The following is a 17,002-nucleotide window of genomic DNA, read 5'->3' as shown; positions in this document are numbered from 1 at the left end:
CGCACGCCTCGGCCGACTGGTGCGCAAATCCTTGTCCTTCTCCCGCTCCGTAAAGCTGCTCGACGCCTGCATCAACCTGTTCTTGCACGACTACAACCGCACTCGTCAGCCTATCTGAGCCACTACCGACTATTTTACTTTCACTATTGGTAACCGTTTACCCTGCGCGTCAAAACCTATTCTTTCATCAGATACAATTCCTTTTTTGCCGATGGCCCATCTTCTGACCTCTACTGTATCATGCTCATTACCTTCTCTAAATTGAATATCTGTATACTCAGCTTTGCCGGCTTTATGATTATCAACGTAATACGTATCTTGAAACAAAACTCCATTCGGATAAAACATCCGCCAATAAGAACCCCCTTGATTATATATTATTATATCGCTTAACACTCCACTCCTATAGTATTTTTTCCAAGTACCGTGAGGGCTGAATTTAATACTACCGTCTTCATTGGTGATAGTCAGAGCTCCCTGCTCATAAATTGCTTTAGGCTTGAAACGCCAATAAGCTATATGATCCTTTTCAAGTGTGTGCTTAGATTTTAACTGCTGTTTTTCTTCTTTTGTCAAATCTGAGCTATACCCCTGTGTAACTAAAGTACCGAACCTTGTGCAAGACATACAACTCACAAGGCAAACCAACAGAATAAGACAGTTATTAATGAATTTGTATTGCATCGGCGCGAATGATTATTTTATACTAAACTACGAATTCTTGCGCTTACGCACTAGAGACAATCCCTTCACAATAGGTAGTATAAACCTAACCGATAGAGCTAGTCGCTTTAGAGCGTGTTTGGGCATTGGTTTGGGGCCAAAGAAAAACGAGCCAGTAAGTTGCAGGCGGAGTTCCTAGGCTCCGGTCTGCATTATGGTTGACGGCTATCAACCCCTCACTGACTCGCAGTGGCAAGTTATGCGCTGCTTGCTACCGCTGCAACGCAAGCGGCGCTTGTGCCTGCGGCGTGTGGTCGAAGCGTTGCGATACCTGTGCCGCACGGGCTGCCAGTGGCGCAGCTTGCCGGCGGCGTTTCCGCCCTGGCCCGCGGTGTATTACTACTTCCGCCGTTGGCAACACGACGGCACGCTGCAGCGGCTGAACCGGGCCCTGAACGAGGCCGACCGCCAGGCGCACGGGCAGCCGGCCTCGCCAGCCGTGCTCTGCCTGGACAGCCAAAGCGTCAAGCTGGCCCCGCGCATTGCCCAGCACCGCGGCACGGACGGCGGCAAGTGCGTCAACGGGCGCAAACGGCAGTTGCTGGTGGACCGGCAAGGCCGCATCTGGGCCTGCCGCACGCATGCGGCCAACCTGCACGACAGCCGCGGCGCCTGCGCCTTGTTGCTCGAACGCCGGCAGTGGGGCACGCGCTTGACCACGATTGTAACGGACCGCGCCTACCGCGGCCGCTTCACGGAAGGGCTGCTGGCCCGCGGCCTGCGCCACGAAGTGAGCAGCCGCCCGCCGTCCACCCGCGGCTTCGTCCCGGTGGGCTGCCGGTGGGTGGTCGAACGCACCTTCGCCTGGCTCAACTTTTTCCGCCGGCTCGTCATGGACTACGAGTACACGCCTGAGAGCCACGCGGCTTGGATTCTCTGAGCCAACGTCACGCTCTGCTTGAATCGTTTACCTTAATTTCCAAACAGGCTCTAACTATTGACCCATCCCCACTCATAAATCACCGGCTTGTTGGGGTACCAAAACCACGCGATGCTACCCAGCCACTGCTGCCGGCGGTGATGGCGCTGGTAGTCGGCCCACACCTGCTCCTGCCAATCCGGAGCAATAGCGGGCAGAAACCACCGGATGCACTCTTGCAGGCGGTATAGCAACGACAATCCGTAAGCCCCGCTGGCATCGGTCACTCGTAAGTGGTAACCATCAGTGTAGGTTAGCTCCAAGCAGTGAAACTCGTCGAAGCCGTAGTTACATCGCCGACGTTGACCCAAGCCCGCACGCGCACAACGTCTTGCCAGGGCAGCAGGCGGTAGCCTTCGCGCTTGATGCCGCTATCATCAATGCGGAAGGTCTTGTAGCTGTCGTGGTCATTTTCCTCGCCGACGTGGATGATGATGCGTTCTTCAGACATAACCCCCATATAAAAGCCCTCCTACGCGGAGGGCTTTTTCGATTATTCGGTGGCGAAAGAAGCATACTTCCGCTTCCGCAGCCAGGCCCGCACCAGCCCGAACACGGCCAGCAGGGCCAACGGCGCCCCTAGGTTCAGTAGCTGCCACTGGCGCCGCTCGGCGTTGATTTTCACCTTATCGAGGGGGCGCAGGGTGATTTGCTTGCCGCGCACGCCGATCAGGCCGGATTCGTCGAGCAGGTAGTCGACGGCGTTCTGGGTCAGCTCGCGGTTGGCAAATTCGGTGGTGGCGAGGCGGTCGAAGCCCAGGCGCAGGGGGCGCTTGCTTTTGGGGTCCACGTCGTTGCGCACGAAGTCGCCGTCGGAGATGAGCACGATTTTGCTCGGCTTGGCCTGCGGGCTCTGGGCGGGCTGAAACTGCGTGGTGCCGGGCTTGGCGCGGTTGGCGAACAGGGAGCGGAACTGGCCTTCGAGCAGGTAGCCGACGGGCTTGGGGCCGCTCTTGTACAGCTTGGGGTCAGGGGGCAGGCGGGCGTCGTTGAGGTTGATGGGCACCGGGGCGGGCAGCACGCGGGTGTAGCGCGAGGTGAACATCAAGGGCGTCTTGCGGATGCCGCGGGCCTTCACCGTGTCGATGGAGCTGACGAACTTCAGGTACACCGCATCGAGGTTGCGGGTGATGGGGTGCGGGCTGAAGTTGTTGACGACCGGGTAAAACGGCCAGGGCATGGGCTCTACCTGGGGCTTGTCGCCGTTCATGCCCGTGACCATTGGAATCACACCGGAGTTGACGTCCAGAATCAGGTCCCCGTTCACGCGCACGCCGTAGGTGAACAGCAGGTCCGTGAGGCCCAGTTCCTGCGGGAAGGAAAGCATGCCGCCGCGGTTGGCGCTGTCCAGGTTCACGCGCATGGCATCCACGAAGAACAGGGCACGGCCGCCCTCGGTGATGAACTTGTCGAGCTGGTACTTCTCGGGGTCGGTGTACGGGCGCTCGGGCTTGGCCACGATGACGGCCGACAGGGCCTTCATGTTCTGCTCGGTGACCTTGTTGAGGTCGATGCGGTACACGTTGTAGTCGCGCTGCAGCGTGCCGATGAGGTCGGCAATGTGCTCGTTGTCGGGCTCGCCGTGGCCCTCCACGATGCCGATGAGCTGGCGCTTGGTAGGCTCCAGCCGGCGCACGGCCGAGGCCAGCTCGTATTCGAGGCCCTCGATGCTCTGGTTGAGGCGCACATCGGGCGGGGCGGCCTGGTTGCCGCGCAGCAGCAGCACGTTTTCCTCGCGGTTGCCCACCGTCACGGTGGCCCAGGGAAAGATGATTTTCTCGACGCGCTTGCCGTTTTCGTTGGCGCCGAGGTTGGTCGGGCGCAGGCCTTTCTGCATCAGGCGGCCATACTCCTTGTTGCGGTCGGCTTCCGTGGAGGCAGCCGAAGGATCGACGAAGACGTAGCGCAGCTTGGAGCCGGCGTGGATCTGCATTTCGTCCAGCGTTTCGCGGGTGGCCTGCGAGAGGCGGCGGAACGCGGGCGGAAAGTCGCCGGCCAGGTACACCGTAACGGTAATGGGCTCGGGCGCGGTTTCGAGCAGCTGCTTGGTGGCCGCCGACATGCTGTAGCGCTTGTCTTCGGTCAGATCGAGGCGGAAGAAGAACTGCTGGGCGACGAAATTCAGCACTACCAGCCCGAGGATAATCAGGCCGAAACGGAGCAGGTCGCGCTGCTTGCGCGGCTGGGCGGGGGCAACGGGGGCGGGCGTAGTGGCGGCGGGAGTGGTTTCCATGCGTCAGGTAGGTCCGGGTTACCAGTTGCGGCTTTGGAGCACGAGGCGGGTAGCCAGCAGCATGGCGGCCACCACGGAGAAGAAATACAGCAGGTCGCGCGAGTCCACGAGGCCCTTGCTCAGGTCACGGTAGTGGGCTGCAATGCCGAGTTGACCGATGTAGTAGGCAGTTCCACCTTCGAAAAGCGAGGCCAGCGAATCGAAACCCGAGTAGACCAGGAAGCAGCCGACGACGGCCACGAGGAAGGCAATGATCTGGTCGCGCGTGAGGGCCGAGGCCAGCACGCCGATGGCGGCGAAGACGGCGGCCAGCAAAGCCAGACCGATAAGCGAGCCGGCAAAGGCAGCGGAGTCGATGTTGCCCTGCGGAGAGCCGAGCTGATAGACCGAATAGTAGTAAAGCAGCGTGGGCACTAGGGCTAGCAAAGCCAGCAGCAGGCAGGCCAGGTACTTCCCTCCTACCAGCTGCCCGTCGGTGAGCGGGCGGGTGAGCAGCAGCTCGATGGTGCCAGCCTTCTTCTCCTCGGCGAAGGTGCGCATGGTGATGGCCGGAATCAGAAACAGAAAAATCCAGGGGGCCAGGTTGAACAGCGTCTGCAGGTCGGCAAAGCCGTAGTCGAGCACTGAGCTATCGGGAAAGACCCACACGAACAGGCCCGTGGCCACCAAGAACACCCCGAGGACCACGTAGGCCACCGGAGAGTTGAGGAAGGCGTTGAATTCTTTGCGAAGGACGGCGAACATGAACCGTTGATTTATTTGTCGAAAGCAGGCTTATTAGAAAATATTTGCATAACTGAATAAATAGCACACATAGACATCATTGCGATTAGAGTTATTTGAGAATAAAATTCATTGTTCACACGATAACCTGGCTGGAGGAATAAATCTGAATAACTGGTCAAGTGCAGCAATTCAGCTTTCTTTTTACTACAGCAATCAGTCCAATATTCTTTTCCCACACGCAAGCTTTGCACCTTACTCGCATACTTAAACCACAATGTATACACATGCGTTTTCCCGATATGCGCTTCACTGCAATCCAGAACATTTACTACTACCCTGTGATTAGCTTTTACAATTTTCTGCATACGTATTGTATCAGGCTTTCCATTAATTACAACGGCCAATAACAATATACTACCAAGAAGTAAGGCTCCCCAAAACAACTTCATTATTGCTACTCTTTCCTGTGCTTTATTAAGTCATTGCACTGAGCTTGCTGAAGCGGTAAAGATGCTTCGGCAAGCTCAGCATGAGGTTCCTATTTGTTTGGCTGGAAAGTCGTCAGCTGCTGGAATACCTGCTCCAAGGACTGCTCTTCCTGGCGCAGCCCCAGCAGCAGCCAGCCCTGCTGAGCAGCCAGCTGCGAAATGGCGCGGCGCTGGTCGCCCTTGCCCTCGGTGCGGATAATCCAGGCGCCGCCCTGCCCCTGCTCCACCGACGTGATGCCCGGCAGGCGACGTAGCGGCTCGGGGTCGATCTGGCCTTCGAACTCGGCGCGGATGACGGTGCCGCCTTTGGTCAGGGCGCCCAGCTCGCGCACCGGTGAATCGGCTACCAGCTGGCCGCGGCTGATAATGACGACCCGGTCGCAGAGGGCCTGCACTTCGGGCAGGATGTGGGTGCTGAAGATGACCGTCTTGTCCTCGCCCAGCTCGCGGATAAGCTGGCGGATTTCGCCGATCTGGTTGGGGTCGAGGCCGGTAGTGGGCTCATCGAGGATGAGGACCTGCGGGTCGTGCACCAGGGCCTGGGCCAGGCCCACGCGCTGCCGGTAGCCTTTCGACAAAGCCCCGATCTGCTTGTTTTGCTCACGCGTCAGCCCGACACGGCCCACCAGCTCCTGCACCCGCTTGCGCAGCGCCCCGCCCGACAGCCCGTGCACCCGCCCGATGAAATCGAGGTACTCGTGCACGTACATATCGAGGTAGAGCGGGTTGTGCTCGGGCAGGTAGCCCACGCGGCGGCGCACTTCCAGCGGGTTTTCGACCACGTCGAAATCGGCCACGCGCACCGAGCCCGCGCTGGGCGGCAGGTAGCCGGTGGCAATTTTCATGGTGGTGCTTTTGCCGGCCCCGTTCGGGCCCAGGAAGCCCAGGATTTCGCCGCGGCCGGCCGTAAACGAAATATCGTTGACAGCGGCCTGGGGGCCGAAGAGCTTGGTCAAATGTTGGATTTCAACCATAAGGAGGGCGAAAGTACGGCGTTACGGGCGCATTGCCTCGCGCGGGCTACCGGGAGTTATTTATGGCTCAGGGTTGCTTCCCCAATCCAGGAGGCTACCAAGGGCACAATTACCCACAAGCCCAGCAGCACCAGCCACGCCGCCGCGAGCAGCACAAACAACGCCTGCACCCGTCGGCGTTCCGGCCGCGCCCGCCGCCACTGCCGTAGCGTGTACCAGAGTAAGGCGCCCGAGCCAAACCAGATCCACAACATGACTCGTCAGCCTTGCTTCTTGGGCTGTAGGGGCCGCATTTCCATGTCCACGATGTGGAAGTTGAACGGCGTTTCGAGGGCGTACACGATGGCCCCGGCAATGTCCTCGGGCTGCATCATCTGCGAGTGCGCGTCGGTACCGGGAATGCCGTCGAAGAAATTGGTCTGCGTGGAGCCGGGGTACAGGCAGGTTACCTTGATGCCGTCGTTGCGCACTTCCTTGAAAATGGACTGTGAGAAGCCCCGCACGGCAAACTTGGTGGCGCAGTAGCCGGCCATGTTCTCGATACCGGTGGTGCCGGCAATGGAGGCAATGTTGACGATGTGCCCGAGCTGCTGGCGCTTCATCTGCGGCAGTACGGCTTTGGTGCAATAGAACAGTCCGTGCACGTTGGTGTCGAACATGGTGTGCCAGTCCTCGGTGGAGAAGCCGTCGACGGGCCCGGCAATGCCCAGGCCGGCGTTGTTGACGAGCACGTGGATTTCCTGCCCCAGCTCCCGTTGCGTGTTGGTAAAGGCCTCCTGCACCGCTATTTCGTGGCGCACGTCGCACTCGAAGAACTGAAACCGGTCGTGTTGCAGGCCTTCCGGCTTGCTCCGGCCCCAGCCCGCCACCACGGCACCGCGCGCGAGTAGTACCTGCGCCGTGGCCAGGCCGATGCCTTTGCTGACACCCGTGACAATGGCTACCTTGCCGTTCAAATCCATAATAATCAGGTCGGAAAAAGGTGTTGACGAACCGCTGTACGAAGGCCGCGTCGGCCGACCGGTCGTGGGTAAGGGCATACGCAGCCGCGGCGCTGCTGTTGGCTGCTCCGGCCCTGCTGCTGACCAGCTGCCAGAAAGACCACGAAGGCGACTGTTTTAAGAGCAACGGCAAGGTAACCACGGAGCGGCGCGAGCTGGCGCCGTTTCACATCCTGCGCCTCTACGACAACGTGGAAGTGACCGTGGTGCAGGACACCGAAACCTACGCCGAAGTGCGCACCGGCAAAAACATCCAGGAAGACCTGGAACTGACCGAGCAGGACGGCACGCTCACCATCCACAACACCAGCCGCTGCAACTGGGTCCGCCGCTACAACGTGCCCCGGCAGGTAACGCTGCACACCCCGCGCCTGACCGACGTATTCCACATCGGCGAGAAAACGCTGCGCACCCAGGGCACCTTCCGCCAGGATACGCTCTTTCTGCACCTGTCCCGCGCCGGCGACATCGAGTTTGACGTCGAGAGCCGCTACCTGTGGGTGGACTTGTACGAGCTGGGCGACATGCGCCTCACGGGCCGCACCGAGCAGCTCATTGCCACCGTCGGCGACCTGGGCAGCCTATACGCGCAGGGCCTGCGGGCTCGTCGGGCGCAAGTGGAGCTGAACAAGCTCGGCGACGGCGACGCCCATGTGCAGGTGACGGATTACCTGAGTGCGCAAGTAGCCGGCTCGGGGACGCTGTACTACAATGCTTCAGCCGCGCAGAAGGACATCAGCGTGACGGGTAAAGGCCGGGGGGTAAGCCAGTAAAATTTAAGCGTTTAGGAGGGTAGCAGTTTGTGAGTTGTCACTTGGCTAACTCACAAACTCCTGCCCTCCTAAACGCTTACCCTGCTATAGGTCCCCCAGCTGCGGGCGGATCAGCAGCTCCTCTACCACGGCCTGCGGCGAGAGGCTCCAGGTGCTGAAGACGGCTTCGGCCACGTCTTCCGATTTGATAAACCGCTCCTGGGGCAAGTCTACGCCTTCCCAGCTGGCCGTGTAGGTAGCGCCGGGCAGCACCGCCGTCACGCGCACGCCGGTGTGCTTAAGCTCCTCGCGCAGGTTTTTGGTCATGCCGTAGAGGGCAAACTTGGCCACGCCGTAGGAGCCGCCGTTGGGGTACGGAATCAGGCTGGCGGTGGAGCACATGGTGAAGATGTGAGCCGCCGGCTGCTCCAGTAGCTGCGGCAGCAGGCCGCGGGTCACGTCGTAGGCCGAGAGCAGGTTCACGGCCAGCATGTCGCGTAGGGTAGAACCGTCGGCGGCATCGTCCTGCAAGCGGCCCGGAATAAAAGAGCCGGCGTTGTTCACCAGCACGTCGACGCTGCCGCCCAGCCCGAGCACAAAATCCACGAAGCGGCGGGCCTCGTTGGGCTTGCTCAGGTCGGCGGGCAAGGTCTGAACATCCACGCCGGGAGCCTGTTGCTCCAGAGCAGTGCGCAGCTCTTCCAGGTCGTCGGCCGAGCGGGCGCAGGTCACCAGGCGAAATCCAGCCTGCGCAAAACGCGCCAAAATAGCCCGGCCGATGCCCTTGCTTCCCCCCGTCACTACAATTGTTTTCTGCATATCGCGTAAGATTGTTTCGCGGTTTGTACGTATGTAGACCAGCGCCGCCCCGGCGGCTTCGTTTTTTCCTTCGCCAGCCTACGTTATGGTCAAAGTTTTCGGCCAATTTCTGCTTTTCCTGCAGAGCATGTTTGTGCGCACCGAGCGCCTCAAAATTATCTGGAATCGCACCATCGACGAGGCCGTGCTCATCGGCATCGACTCGGTCTTGATTGTCAGCATTGTATCGGCGTTTATCGGCGCCGTGACGTGCGTGCAGATTGCCTACAACCTCATCAACCCGCTCATTCCGAAGTCGACCATCGGCTACATGGTGCGCGAAATGACCATCCTGGAGCTGGCGCCCACCATCACCAGCATCGTGCTGGCCGGCAAGGTGGGCAGCAGCATCGCCGGTGGCTTGGGCACCATGCGCATCACCGAGCAGATCGACGCGCTGGAGGTCATGGGCATCAACTCGTCATCGTACTTGGTGCTTCCGCGCATCCTGGGCGCCATCATCACCTTCCCGCTGCTGGTTATCCTAGCCATGGTGCTGTCTATCCTGGGCGGTTACTTAGCCGGCACGCTCTCCGGGGCCATGTCGGCACAGGAATACGTGGAGGGTATCCGCGACACATTTATACCCTACAACATCGTGTTTGCCTTGATCAAGTCGGTGGTATTTGCCTTCCTGGTCTCGGCCATTTCGGCTTACCGCGGCTTCTTCACCGAAGGCGGCGCGCTGGAGGTGGGGGCCAGCAGCACCACGGCCGTTACCCACTCCATCATAGCCATCCTGATCGGCGACTTTGTGCTGGCGTACACCCTCCTGTAATAGGTTTTAGGTCCTAGGGAATCTGATTGGTGCCGCCTCTGCTGAAGGAGCCCGGTTCACCCCCTAACCAGCTACTACCGAAGCCTTCCACTCCATGATCGAAGTACACAACATTCATAAATCCTTCGGTGACGCGCCCATTCTCAAAGGCGTGTCCTGCACCTTCGAAACGGGCAAGTGCAACCTGGTGCTCGGCGGCTCGGGCACCGGCAAATCGGTACTGCTCAAGTGCATCGTGGGGCTGCTCAAGCCCGACATCGGCTCCATCACGTTCGACGGCACCATCTTCACCAACAACAAGGTGGAAATCCGCCAGGAAATCCGCCGGCAGATCGGGATGCTGTTCCAGGCCTCGGCGCTGTTCGACTCCATGAACGTGTTCGAGAACGTGGAATTCCCGCTGCGCATGCTCACGCCCGACATGACCAAGGCCGAGCGCCGCGACCGGGTGGAGTTCTGCCTGAAGCGTGTGGGCCTGGAAGCGGCCGGCAACAAGATGCCCTCGGAGCTGTCGGGCGGCATGAAAAAGCGCGTCGGCATTGCCCGCGCCATTGCCCCGAACTGTACTTACCTCTTCTGCGACGAGCCCAACTCCGGCCTTGACCCGCTTACCAGCATCAAGATCGACGAGTTGATTTACGAAATCACCCACGAGTACGGCATTACCACCGTCATCATCACCCACGACATGAACTCGGTGGTGGAAATCGGCGACCATATCGTGTACCTGCACAAGGGGCAGAAGCTCTGGGACGGCACCAAGGACGAAATTCTCAACGCTCAGGTGCCTGAACTCAAGGAATTCATCTTCAGCAGCAGCCTGGTACGCGCCGCCAAACGCGTGGAAATGGAAGGCGGCACGATTGATACCCGCATCGGGGAGCCTATTCACGGCGACGGTGACGGAATCTAACAGCAAGGCGGCTCGCACTGAAGTGCGAGCCGCCTTGCTGTTAGCCGCAGATGCAGCGCTACCAACCCATGCGCTGGCGCAGGCTGGTGATGTGGGCCACGTGGTGCCGGCCGTGCCAGGCGTACATCACCAGCGCCTGATCCAGCCGGATGGTCTGCTGCATTTCGGGGTGGTACCAGGTGCGCAGCCACTGCTCGTCGGTGAGCTGGCTAAGGAGCACTACCCAACGCGCGTGCAGGGCATCGAGCAGGATGAGCGACACGTCCGGCGGCACGATGGTAATGTCGGGCAGCTGGGCCCAGGCGCTTTCGTCGTAGGGCTTGATAGTGGGATTGTCCTCCGTCAGCGCCAGCCGGTAGCGGGTGTAGCTGTTCAGGTGCGAATCGGGCAGGTGGTGCAGTACCTGGCGCACCGTCCAGCCACCGGGCCGGTAGGGCGTGTCGAACTGCAGGCCGTTGAGGCCGTCGAGGGCCTGGCGCAGCTCGGTGGGCAAAGCCATCAGCTGCTGCAGGTAAGCGCCGCGTTCCTCGGCCGTGAGGGGCTGCTCGGGCAAGGTGTAATGACCAATGGGGAACCGCAGATCCTGGTCGGCGGCGGGTTGGGTTTCGGGAGATGCCATAAACGCGGGGCAAAAGGCTACGTAAGCGAAGGTGCAAGTCTACTCAATTGCGGCCACGTGCGGCACCTGCCGGGCGTGGCCGCGCTGTCCTCCACCCTTCCACCGCCCGCGCATGGCCCGCCCCGCCACTCGTATTGCTTTGCTCTGGCTGGAGTGGGCCGCGCTGTTCGTGCTGGCGCCGCTGGCCCTGACGTTCTGGTGGCAACCGGCCCTGCTGGCGGGGCTGCTGCTGCTCGTCACGCTGGCCACGACCTGGTGGCTGTGGCAGCACCGCAAGTTCGGCCGGGCGGCCTTCTGGCGCGCCCCCAATGCCCGCCACGAGCGCGGCCAACTGCGTCGCCTGCTGCGGCGGCTGGTGCCCTGCCTGCTCCTGCTGGCCGGCTTGGTGCTCTGGCATTCCCCCGAGCGGTGGCTCGACATGCCCCGCCAGCAACCCGTGGCTTGGCTGGTGCTGCTGGTGCTCTACCCGTTGCTCTCGGTGTACCCGCAGGAGCTGATTTACCGCGCATTCTTCTTCCGCCGTTACCGCCGGTTGTTTCCCGCCAAGCAACTGCGCGTGTGGGTCAGCGCGGCCGTGTTTGCCCTGCTGCACGTCATTTACCTCAACTGGCTGGCCGTGCTGCTGACTTTCGTCGGCGGGTGGTTTTTTGCCCAGACCTACGCCCGTACCCGCTCGCTGCGGCTGGTATGGCTGGAGCACGCGCTGTATGGCATGCTGCTCTTCACCCTCGGCCTCGGCGCGTTTTTCGACCACCGCCACGTAGCACCGCCGGCTGATAACACGGCGCAACACCCGGGCCACCCCCAAACAGAACGGCCCGCTCCTCAGGGGAAGCAGGCCGTCATGCAGTGGCAGGCAAAGCCAGGGAGTTGACTCCGGCTATTCTTTGTCCTTGCGCTTGTTCAGCTCGTCGCGGATTTTGGCGGCTTTCTCGTAGTCCTCACGTTCCAGCGCCTGGGCCAGCATCTTGGTCAGTTCGTCGAGCGACACCTGCCCGCTGGGCTCCTTGGTTTCCGCTACCTCGGTGCGGGTGCTCGGGGTGTCGTCGTCCTCGTCGTCATCATCCTCGTCGCTTTCGGCGCCTTCGTCGAGGTCCGAGAGGATGATGCCGGCTTCGCTCATTACGCTTTCCACGGTGTAGATGGGCACACCGAAGCGCAGGCCGATGGCAATGGCGTCGGAAGGACGAGAATCAAGCTCGAAGGTGGTAGCCCCGTCGGAGCACACAATCTTGGAGTAGAACACCCCTTCCTTGAGGTCGGAGATGAGCACTTCCAGAATGCTCACGTGTACCTGCTCGGCGAATGACTTGAACAGGTCGTGCGTAAGCGGACGGTTTGGGTTGATTTTCTCGATCTGGATGGCAATGCTTTGCGCCTCAAACATGCCAATGATGATGGGCAGGCGACGGTTGCCGTGCTTTTCGCCCAGGATCAGGGCAAACGACCCCGACTGCGACTGGCTGGAGGACAAGCCCAGAATTTCGAGCTGAATTTTCTTCACGAGGGAGAAGTGAATGAGCGGATGTGATGGGTGACTGAATTGCTTCTAACGCAGAATGCGGGCGAGAGGAAAAGGTTAGCCCATTTTTTTCCCGCCCGCACCCTGCGCAGTCACTTGCCTAGCCCAGTTCCTTAACGGCTTGGGTGAGCTTGGGCAGCACCTCAAACACGTCGCCCACGATGCCGTAGTCGGCGGCTTTGAAGAAGGGAGCTTCGGGGTCCTTGTTGATGACCACGATAACCTTCGACGAGTTGACGCCGGCCAGGTGCTGGATAGCGCCCGAGATACCGCAGGCAATATACAAGTTCGGCGAAACGGTGATGCCCGTTTGGCCCACGTGCTCGTGGTGGGGGCGCCAGTCTACGTCCGATACCGGCTTGGAGCAGGCCGTAGCCGCACCCAGGGCCGTTGCCAGCTCCTCGATCAGGTGCCAGTTTTCGGGGCCTTTCATGCCGCGGCCACCCGATACCACCTTGTCGGCTTCGGGCAGCAGGATGCCGCCGGCCTGGTCCTGCATCACCACTTGCTTGGGCGCGTCGGCGAAGTCAGCGTCGCTCAGCTGGGCCGAGAAAGCCTCCACCTGGGCCGTTTGGCCGGCGTTGTGCTGCGCCTCGATGCTGTTCTTCTTCACGGCAATGATTTTCCGCTCGCCGCTCAGCACCATATCGGCAAAGGCCTTGCCCGAGAAGGCGCCGCGCTTCACCGTGAACTGACCGCCCTCAATCTTGGGCAGCTCCACCACGTTGGTAGCCAGCGAAGCCTTCAGGCGCACCGCGAGGCGCGAACCTACCGAGGCCCCGATGTTGGAGTTGGCCAGCACGATTACCTGGCTCTGCTCCTGCTGGGCGGCGGCGGCAATCAGCTTGGTATAGGCACCGTTCACGAAATCCTTCAGGCGCGGCTCGTTGTCGAACAGCACCTTCGTGATGCCCTGCTCGCCGAGCTGGGCCAAGTTGGCTTCGGTCGCCTCGCCCACGGCCACGGCCGTAGCCGTGGTGCCCAGGGCCTGGGCCACCTGCGCGCCGTACGACGCTACTTCCAGCGAAGATTTTTTCACTTCGCCCTTATCGCATTCTACTACTACGAGAACAGACATGCTGTTTGAGTTTGAGAGTTGAGGGAGTTTAAGAGTTAAGGAGGGATATGGGCGGAAGAGCAATGAGTATGATCTGCATAACTCATTAACTCACAAACCCATAAACTCTTAAACTAGATAACTTTGGCTTCGTTGCGCAGCAGCTTGATCAACTCGCCGGCGTTTTCGGCCGGGATGAGCTTCACGCCCTGCTTTTTGGGCGGCAACGCGTACTCGGCTACCGAAGTGGCAGCGCCTTCGCCTACGGCTTCTACCACTTTCAGCGGCTTGGTGCGGGCCGTCATGATGCCGCGCATGTTCGGGATGCGGGGCTCGCACATCGGCTGCTGGCAGGAGGCCACGAAGGGGGTGTTCACCTCCACGATTTCCTTGCCGCCTTCGATTTCGCGCTCCAGCGTGGCGGTGTTGCCGCTCATGTCCAGCTTCATGGCCGGGGCCACCGTCGGGATGCCGAGCAGCTCGCCCACCATGCCGTGCACCTGGAAGCCGTTGTAGTCGATGCTTTCTTTGCCCATCAGGATGACGTCGTAGCCACCTTCCTTGGCGTAGTGAGCAATCTGCTGGGCTACAAACCAAGCGTCCTTCGGGGCTGCGTTGACGCGGATGGCGTCGTCGGCCCCGATGGCCAGGGCCTTGCGGATGTTGGGCTCGGTATCGGCTTCGCCGACGTTGAGCACGGTCACCGAACCGCTGCCCTGAGCTTCTTTCAGCTCAATGGCGCGAGTGAGTGCATACTCATCCCAAGGGTTGATGACGAACTGCACGCCCGCCTTGTTAAACTCCTTATTATCCGGGGTAAACGTAATTTTGGTCGTCGTGTCCGGGACGTTGCTAATGCAAACGAGAAACTTCATCAGGTCGACTTAAGGGTCAGAAGATGCGGGCAATGCCCTAATTTCGGGCCGAAGATACTGGAAAATCCTGCCGATGGAAACCCCGCCTAGCCGCTTGGAGCAACTGCTCACCTTCTATAAAGAAGACCCCACCGATGCCTTTACCGTGTACGCCCTGGCCACCGAGTACCGCTCGGCCGGGGACCAGGATACGGCCTGGCAATACTACCAGAAGCTCCTCACGGAACACCCTGATTATGTGGGCACTTATTACCACGCCGGCAAGCTTCGGCAAGAGCAAGGCCACATGGAGGAGGCCGAAAAAATCCTGCGTACGGGCCTCACGGTAGCCCGCAAAGCCGGGCAAATGCACGCCGCCGCCGAGTTGCAGGGTGCCCTCAATAATGTGCTCGGGCTCGACTACGAAGACGACTAAAAATATTCGGCACGCCTAACAATTTGTCGGGATGCTGGAATAAAACGGCCGGACTGTCTGAACGCAGCCCGGCCGTTTTGTCAGTGCCTGGCGCGGCTACGCAGGCAGGGCATCGGAAGGGCCGAACAACTGGCGCACCACCTGCACGGCCTGCTCGGCGCTGGAGGCGCAGGCATCGGCGCCGACGCGCTGCCACAGCGTGGCGTCGTGGCTAAAGGGCCGGCCGCCTACCAGCACGCGGGTCAATTGGGTTTCGGGGTTATGCCGCAGGTTGCTGACCAGCTCCGTGACGAGCGGCACGTGGTGCGGCATGGAGGCCGCAGTCAGCACCAAATCGATTTGCAGATCGGCCACGGTTTGCAGCACCGTGTCGGCGGGGGTGCTGGCGCCGAGGAAGTACACGTCCCAGCCGTCGTGCTCCAGAAAATCGGCCACCATCTGCAGGCCCAGCGCGTGCAGGTCGCCGGCTACGCAGGCGGCCAGTAAGCGGCGGCCGTTGCGCGGCGTACCGGTCAGGTAAGGCTGCAGCTGGCCCATCAGCAGCTGGGTGGTGGCGGTGCAGAAGTGCTCCTGCGCCACGGATATTTCGCCGCGGTGCCACTGCTGCCCCACTTCCTGCTGCACCGGCTGCAGCACCTGCAGGTACAGGTGGCGCACGTCGGTGCCGGCGCGGGCGGCTTCCAGTATCAGCTGGCAGGCAGCGGGCCGGTCAGGGAGCAGCAGCAGGCGCAGGTATTCATCGGCCAGGGCTTGCAGGCCAGTCGGGGCAACTTCGGGTACCGAGGGCAGGGCAAGCGGCTCGGGCTCTTCCAGCAGCGCGCAGCCCGCGCTGAGCAGAGAAGCCAGCAAGGCGTACTGGCCGATGGGCAGGCGCAGCAACAAGGTTTGGCGGAGCGCGGTGAGCTGCCGCAGCAGTTGGGCCTGATCGGCCACCGCGGTGCGCTCCTGCTCCAGATGGGCGGCAAACAGCGCCGGGCTGTCCATGAGCACGGCGTTGGCCAGGGGCAGCAGGTGCTCGTAAAACTGCCGGCGCAGATGCGGTTCGTCGGCAACGGGGCCGCCCTGCTGCTGGTAGTGCTGGCTGGCGGCGACGGTCAGCTGCGCGGCCTCGGCGTGCAGCAGCTGCGCGACTCGTTCCCGTTGGCTTAGGGTCGTTTGCGGCATAGATTGGTGCGGGGCAGCGCTACCCAGGGCCGCTGCGGGCTTGGGATACAGGGCAAGCGCGGGCCGGGTAGCGCCGGGTTAGGTGTGGGGCGACGTTACCAATGTACAAGCGATTCAAAAATTTCATGGTTCCCCCATGCCCGTTTGCGTAATGTTGCAGGCATGAAAGTGTTGCTCGTTGAAGACGAACCCAAGGTGTCGGCTTTTATCCGCAAAGGCCTGGAGGAGGAGCATTTCGACGTGGAAGTGGCCTACGATGGCACGTTTGGCACCCGCCTGGCCCTGTCACACACCTTCGATTTGATCATTCTGGACGTGATTCTGCCGGGCATGAGCGGCTTCGACGTGCTCAAAACCATCCGACAGCACGACCAGGACGTGCCCGTGCTCCTGCTCACGGCCCTGGGCGCTACGGCCGACAAGCTGGAGGGCTTCGGGGCCGGCGCCGACGACTACCTGCTCAAGCCCTTCGACTTTCCGGAGCTGCTGGCGCGCGTGCGGGCCCTTACGCGCCGCCGCGGCCACGGAAGCAAAGGCGCCACGCTCACCCTGGCCGACCTGACGCTGGACACGGCGGCCAAAACCGTCACGCGCGCCGGGCAGACGCTCAAGCTCACGGCCCGCGAATTTGCCCTGCTGGAGCTGCTGCTGCGCAACAAAGGCCGCGTGCTCAGCCGCGCCGAAATAGCCGAGCACAGCTGGGAAGAGTCCTTCGACGCGGGCTCCAATGTCATCGACGTGTACGTGAACTACCTGCGCAACAAAGTCGACAAGCCCTTCCCTACCCGGCTCATTCACACGGTGGTAGGCATGGGCTACGTGATGCGGGAAGAGGATAAATGAGTTTAAGAATTAATCAGTTTTGGAGTTAATGAGTTAAGGAATTGGGCTTTGACTGTACCTTTCGTCATGCTTTAATACCTGTCCATTCACCCTTGCTTACCTACTATAACTCTTAAACTTCTACCCTCGCAAACTCCTACCC

Annotated in this window: 22 protein-coding genes; 7 read left to right on the top strand and 15 right to left on the bottom strand. The window is 60.8% G+C overall.

The genetic code is table 11. From position 1 onward, the window contains the following. Positions 1-129: 129 nt before the first annotated feature. Entirely contained in the window at positions 130-576 is a 447-nt protein-coding gene (locus B0919_RS24940; protein ID WP_139362347.1) for a hypothetical protein, read from the bottom strand. A gap of 301 nt (positions 577-877) precedes the next feature. Between B0919_RS24940 and B0919_RS23370 the strand changes: the two genes are divergently transcribed. Beyond that, positions 878-1,603: an IS5 family transposase gene (locus B0919_RS23370; RefSeq protein ID WP_078014731.1), complete on the top strand. Its 726-nt coding sequence runs from the start codon at positions 878-880 to the stop codon at positions 1,601-1,603. A gap of 50 nt (positions 1,604-1,653) precedes the next feature. On the opposite strand, the gene B0919_RS23365 is transcribed toward B0919_RS23370, so the two are convergent. The 8 genes from B0919_RS23365 to B0919_RS23335 form a co-directional block, all read right to left on the bottom strand. Continuing rightward, on the bottom strand, positions 1,654-1,905 hold the full coding sequence (locus B0919_RS23365) for a hypothetical protein (protein WP_139362346.1): 252 nt from the start codon (positions 1,903-1,905) through the stop codon (positions 1,654-1,656). Further along, positions 1,896-2,102, bottom strand: a complete 207-nt coding sequence (locus tag B0919_RS23360) for a hypothetical protein (RefSeq protein ID WP_176133192.1) — start codon at positions 2,100-2,102, stop codon at positions 1,896-1,898. The genes B0919_RS23365 and B0919_RS23360 overlap by 10 nt, the downstream gene beginning before the upstream one ends. A 33-nt stretch (positions 2,103-2,135) precedes the next feature. Further along, on the bottom strand, positions 2,136-3,875 hold the full coding sequence (gene gldG / locus B0919_RS23355; protein WP_078014728.1) for a gliding motility-associated ABC transporter substrate-binding protein GldG: 1,740 nt from the start codon (positions 3,873-3,875) through the stop codon (positions 2,136-2,138). 18 nt (positions 3,876-3,893) lie between these two features. Next, the gene (gene gldF, locus B0919_RS23350) at positions 3,894-4,619 is read right to left on the bottom strand and encodes a gliding motility-associated ABC transporter permease subunit GldF (RefSeq protein ID WP_078014727.1); all 726 of its coding nucleotides are present in this window, start codon (positions 4,617-4,619) and stop codon (positions 3,894-3,896) included. Between the two features lie 11 nt (positions 4,620-4,630). Beyond that, positions 4,631-5,050 carry a hypothetical protein gene (locus tag B0919_RS24935; RefSeq protein ID WP_139362345.1) on the bottom strand — a complete coding sequence of 140 codons (420 nt, stop codon included), beginning with the start codon at positions 5,048-5,050 and terminating at the stop codon, positions 4,631-4,633. Positions 5,051-5,139: 89 nt separating this feature from the next. Further along, positions 5,140-6,063 (bottom strand): gliding motility-associated ABC transporter ATP-binding subunit GldA, encoded by a 924-nt coding sequence (gene gldA, locus B0919_RS23345; protein ID WP_078014726.1) that lies wholly within the window; start codon positions 6,061-6,063, stop codon positions 5,140-5,142. A gap of 56 nt (positions 6,064-6,119) precedes the next feature. Next, positions 6,120-6,317, bottom strand: a complete 198-nt coding sequence (locus B0919_RS23340; protein WP_078014725.1) for a hypothetical protein — start codon at positions 6,315-6,317, stop codon at positions 6,120-6,122. A 6-nt stretch (positions 6,318-6,323) separates the two neighbouring features. Continuing rightward, entirely contained in the window at positions 6,324-7,025 is a 702-nt protein-coding gene (locus B0919_RS23335) for an SDR family oxidoreductase (protein WP_078014724.1), read from the bottom strand. 98 nt (positions 7,026-7,123) lie between these two features. Between B0919_RS23335 and B0919_RS23330 the strand changes: the two genes are divergently transcribed. Then, positions 7,124-7,837, top strand: coding sequence for a GIN domain-containing protein (locus B0919_RS23330; protein ID WP_176133191.1), 714 nt, complete (start codon positions 7,124-7,126; stop codon positions 7,835-7,837). 84 nt (positions 7,838-7,921) lie between these two features. Here B0919_RS23330 and B0919_RS23325 read toward each other — a convergent pair whose 3' ends face one another. Further along, positions 7,922-8,635 (bottom strand): SDR family oxidoreductase, encoded by a 714-nt coding sequence (locus tag B0919_RS23325; RefSeq protein ID WP_078014722.1) that lies wholly within the window; start codon positions 8,633-8,635, stop codon positions 7,922-7,924. 85 nt (positions 8,636-8,720) lie between these two features. Between B0919_RS23325 and B0919_RS23320 the strand changes: the two genes are divergently transcribed. Next, positions 8,721-9,452, top strand: a complete 732-nt coding sequence (locus B0919_RS23320) for an MlaE family ABC transporter permease (RefSeq protein ID WP_078014721.1) — start codon at positions 8,721-8,723, stop codon at positions 9,450-9,452. 94 nt (positions 9,453-9,546) lie between these two features. Then, positions 9,547-10,365 carry an ABC transporter ATP-binding protein gene (locus tag B0919_RS23315; RefSeq protein ID WP_078014720.1) on the top strand — a complete coding sequence of 273 codons (819 nt, stop codon included), beginning with the start codon at positions 9,547-9,549 and terminating at the stop codon, positions 10,363-10,365. Positions 10,366-10,423: 58 nt separating this feature from the next. Here the strand turns inward: B0919_RS23315 and B0919_RS23310 are convergent, their stop codons facing one another. Then, a complete protein-coding gene (locus B0919_RS23310; RefSeq protein WP_078014719.1) occupies positions 10,424-10,984 on the bottom strand; it encodes a YfiT family bacillithiol transferase in 561 nt (186 codons plus the stop codon). 112 nt (positions 10,985-11,096) lie between these two features. On the opposite strand from B0919_RS23310, the gene B0919_RS23305 reads away from it, so the two are divergent. After that, on the top strand, positions 11,097-11,858 hold the full coding sequence (locus tag B0919_RS23305) for a CPBP family intramembrane glutamic endopeptidase (RefSeq protein ID WP_078014718.1): 762 nt from the start codon (positions 11,097-11,099) through the stop codon (positions 11,856-11,858). 6 nt (positions 11,859-11,864) lie between these two features. Here the strand turns inward: B0919_RS23305 and B0919_RS23300 are convergent, their stop codons facing one another. The 3 genes from B0919_RS23300 to B0919_RS23290 all read right to left on the bottom strand — a co-directional run bounded on the left by B0919_RS23300 (position 11,865) and on the right by B0919_RS23290 (position 14,438). Next, entirely contained in the window at positions 11,865-12,488 is a 624-nt protein-coding gene (locus B0919_RS23300; RefSeq protein WP_078014717.1) for a bifunctional nuclease family protein, read from the bottom strand. A 118-nt stretch (positions 12,489-12,606) separates the two neighbouring features. After that, complete coding sequence (locus tag B0919_RS23295) at positions 12,607-13,584, bottom strand: electron transfer flavoprotein subunit alpha/FixB family protein (protein WP_078014716.1); 978 nt, start codon at positions 13,582-13,584, stop codon at positions 12,607-12,609. A gap of 113 nt (positions 13,585-13,697) precedes the next feature. Beyond that, complete coding sequence (locus B0919_RS23290; RefSeq protein ID WP_078014715.1) at positions 13,698-14,438, bottom strand: electron transfer flavoprotein subunit beta/FixA family protein; 741 nt, start codon at positions 14,436-14,438, stop codon at positions 13,698-13,700. A 73-nt stretch (positions 14,439-14,511) separates the two neighbouring features. Here B0919_RS23290 and B0919_RS23285 point away from each other — a divergent pair, with 73 nt between their 5' ends. Further along, positions 14,512-14,853 carry a tetratricopeptide repeat protein gene (locus tag B0919_RS23285; protein WP_078014714.1) on the top strand — a complete coding sequence of 114 codons (342 nt, stop codon included), beginning with the start codon at positions 14,512-14,514 and terminating at the stop codon, positions 14,851-14,853. Between the two features lie 96 nt (positions 14,854-14,949). Here B0919_RS23285 and B0919_RS23280 read toward each other — a convergent pair whose 3' ends face one another. Continuing rightward, a complete protein-coding gene (locus B0919_RS23280; protein WP_078014713.1) occupies positions 14,950-16,017 on the bottom strand; it encodes a B12-binding domain-containing protein in 1,068 nt (355 codons plus the stop codon). Positions 16,018-16,179: 162 nt separating this feature from the next. On the opposite strand from B0919_RS23280, the gene B0919_RS23275 reads away from it, so the two are divergent. Beyond that, the gene (locus B0919_RS23275; protein WP_078014712.1) at positions 16,180-16,860 is read left to right on the top strand and encodes a response regulator transcription factor; all 681 of its coding nucleotides are present in this window, start codon (positions 16,180-16,182) and stop codon (positions 16,858-16,860) included. Positions 16,861-17,002: the final 142 nt, after the last annotated feature.

It is taken from the genome of Hymenobacter sp. CRA2 (assembly GCF_002007105.1).
Classification (GTDB): domain Bacteria; phylum Bacteroidota; class Bacteroidia; order Cytophagales; family Hymenobacteraceae; genus Solirubrum.
This window is presented reverse-complemented; position numbering and strand designations above follow the sequence as displayed.

What these genes read in the sequence shown, in the direction of transcription:
- B0919_RS23370 (WP_078014731.1), top strand. Translation starts at nt 878, where the DNA reads ATGGTTGACGGCTATCAACCCCTCACTGACTCGCAGTGGCAAGTTATG.
- B0919_RS23360 (WP_176133192.1), bottom strand. Translation starts at nt 2,102, where the DNA reads ATGGGGGTTATGTCTGAAGAACGCATCATCATCCACGTCGGCGAGGAA.
- gldG (WP_078014728.1), bottom strand. Translation starts at nt 3,875, where the DNA reads ATGGAAACCACTCCCGCCGCCACTACGCCCGCCCCCGTTGCCCCCGCC.
- gldF (WP_078014727.1), bottom strand. Translation starts at nt 4,619, where the DNA reads ATGTTCGCCGTCCTTCGCAAAGAATTCAACGCCTTCCTCAACTCTCCG.
- B0919_RS24935 (WP_139362345.1), bottom strand. Translation starts at nt 5,050, where the DNA reads ATGAAGTTGTTTTGGGGAGCCTTACTTCTTGGTAGTATATTGTTATTG.
- gldA (WP_078014726.1), bottom strand. Translation starts at nt 6,063, where the DNA reads ATGGTTGAAATCCAACATTTGACCAAGCTCTTCGGCCCCCAGGCCGCT.
- B0919_RS23340 (WP_078014725.1), bottom strand. Translation starts at nt 6,317, where the DNA reads ATGTTGTGGATCTGGTTTGGCTCGGGCGCCTTACTCTGGTACACGCTA.
- B0919_RS23335 (WP_078014724.1), bottom strand. Translation starts at nt 7,025, where the DNA reads ATGGATTTGAACGGCAAGGTAGCCATTGTCACGGGTGTCAGCAAAGGC.
- B0919_RS23325 (WP_078014722.1), bottom strand. Translation starts at nt 8,635, where the DNA reads ATGCAGAAAACAATTGTAGTGACGGGGGGAAGCAAGGGCATCGGCCGG.
- B0919_RS23320 (WP_078014721.1), top strand. Translation starts at nt 8,721, where the DNA reads ATGGTCAAAGTTTTCGGCCAATTTCTGCTTTTCCTGCAGAGCATGTTT.
- B0919_RS23315 (WP_078014720.1), top strand. Translation starts at nt 9,547, where the DNA reads ATGATCGAAGTACACAACATTCATAAATCCTTCGGTGACGCGCCCATT.
- B0919_RS23310 (WP_078014719.1), bottom strand. Translation starts at nt 10,984, where the DNA reads ATGGCATCTCCCGAAACCCAACCCGCCGCCGACCAGGATCTGCGGTTC.
- B0919_RS23305 (WP_078014718.1), top strand. Translation starts at nt 11,097, where the DNA reads ATGGCCCGCCCCGCCACTCGTATTGCTTTGCTCTGGCTGGAGTGGGCC.
- B0919_RS23295 (WP_078014716.1), bottom strand. Translation starts at nt 13,584, where the DNA reads ATGTCTGTTCTCGTAGTAGTAGAATGCGATAAGGGCGAAGTGAAAAAA.
- B0919_RS23290 (WP_078014715.1), bottom strand. Translation starts at nt 14,438, where the DNA reads ATGAAGTTTCTCGTTTGCATTAGCAACGTCCCGGACACGACGACCAAA.
- B0919_RS23285 (WP_078014714.1), top strand. Translation starts at nt 14,512, where the DNA reads ATGGAAACCCCGCCTAGCCGCTTGGAGCAACTGCTCACCTTCTATAAA.
- B0919_RS23280 (WP_078014713.1), bottom strand. Translation starts at nt 16,017, where the DNA reads ATGCCGCAAACGACCCTAAGCCAACGGGAACGAGTCGCGCAGCTGCTG.
- B0919_RS23275 (WP_078014712.1), top strand. Translation starts at nt 16,180, where the DNA reads ATGAAAGTGTTGCTCGTTGAAGACGAACCCAAGGTGTCGGCTTTTATC.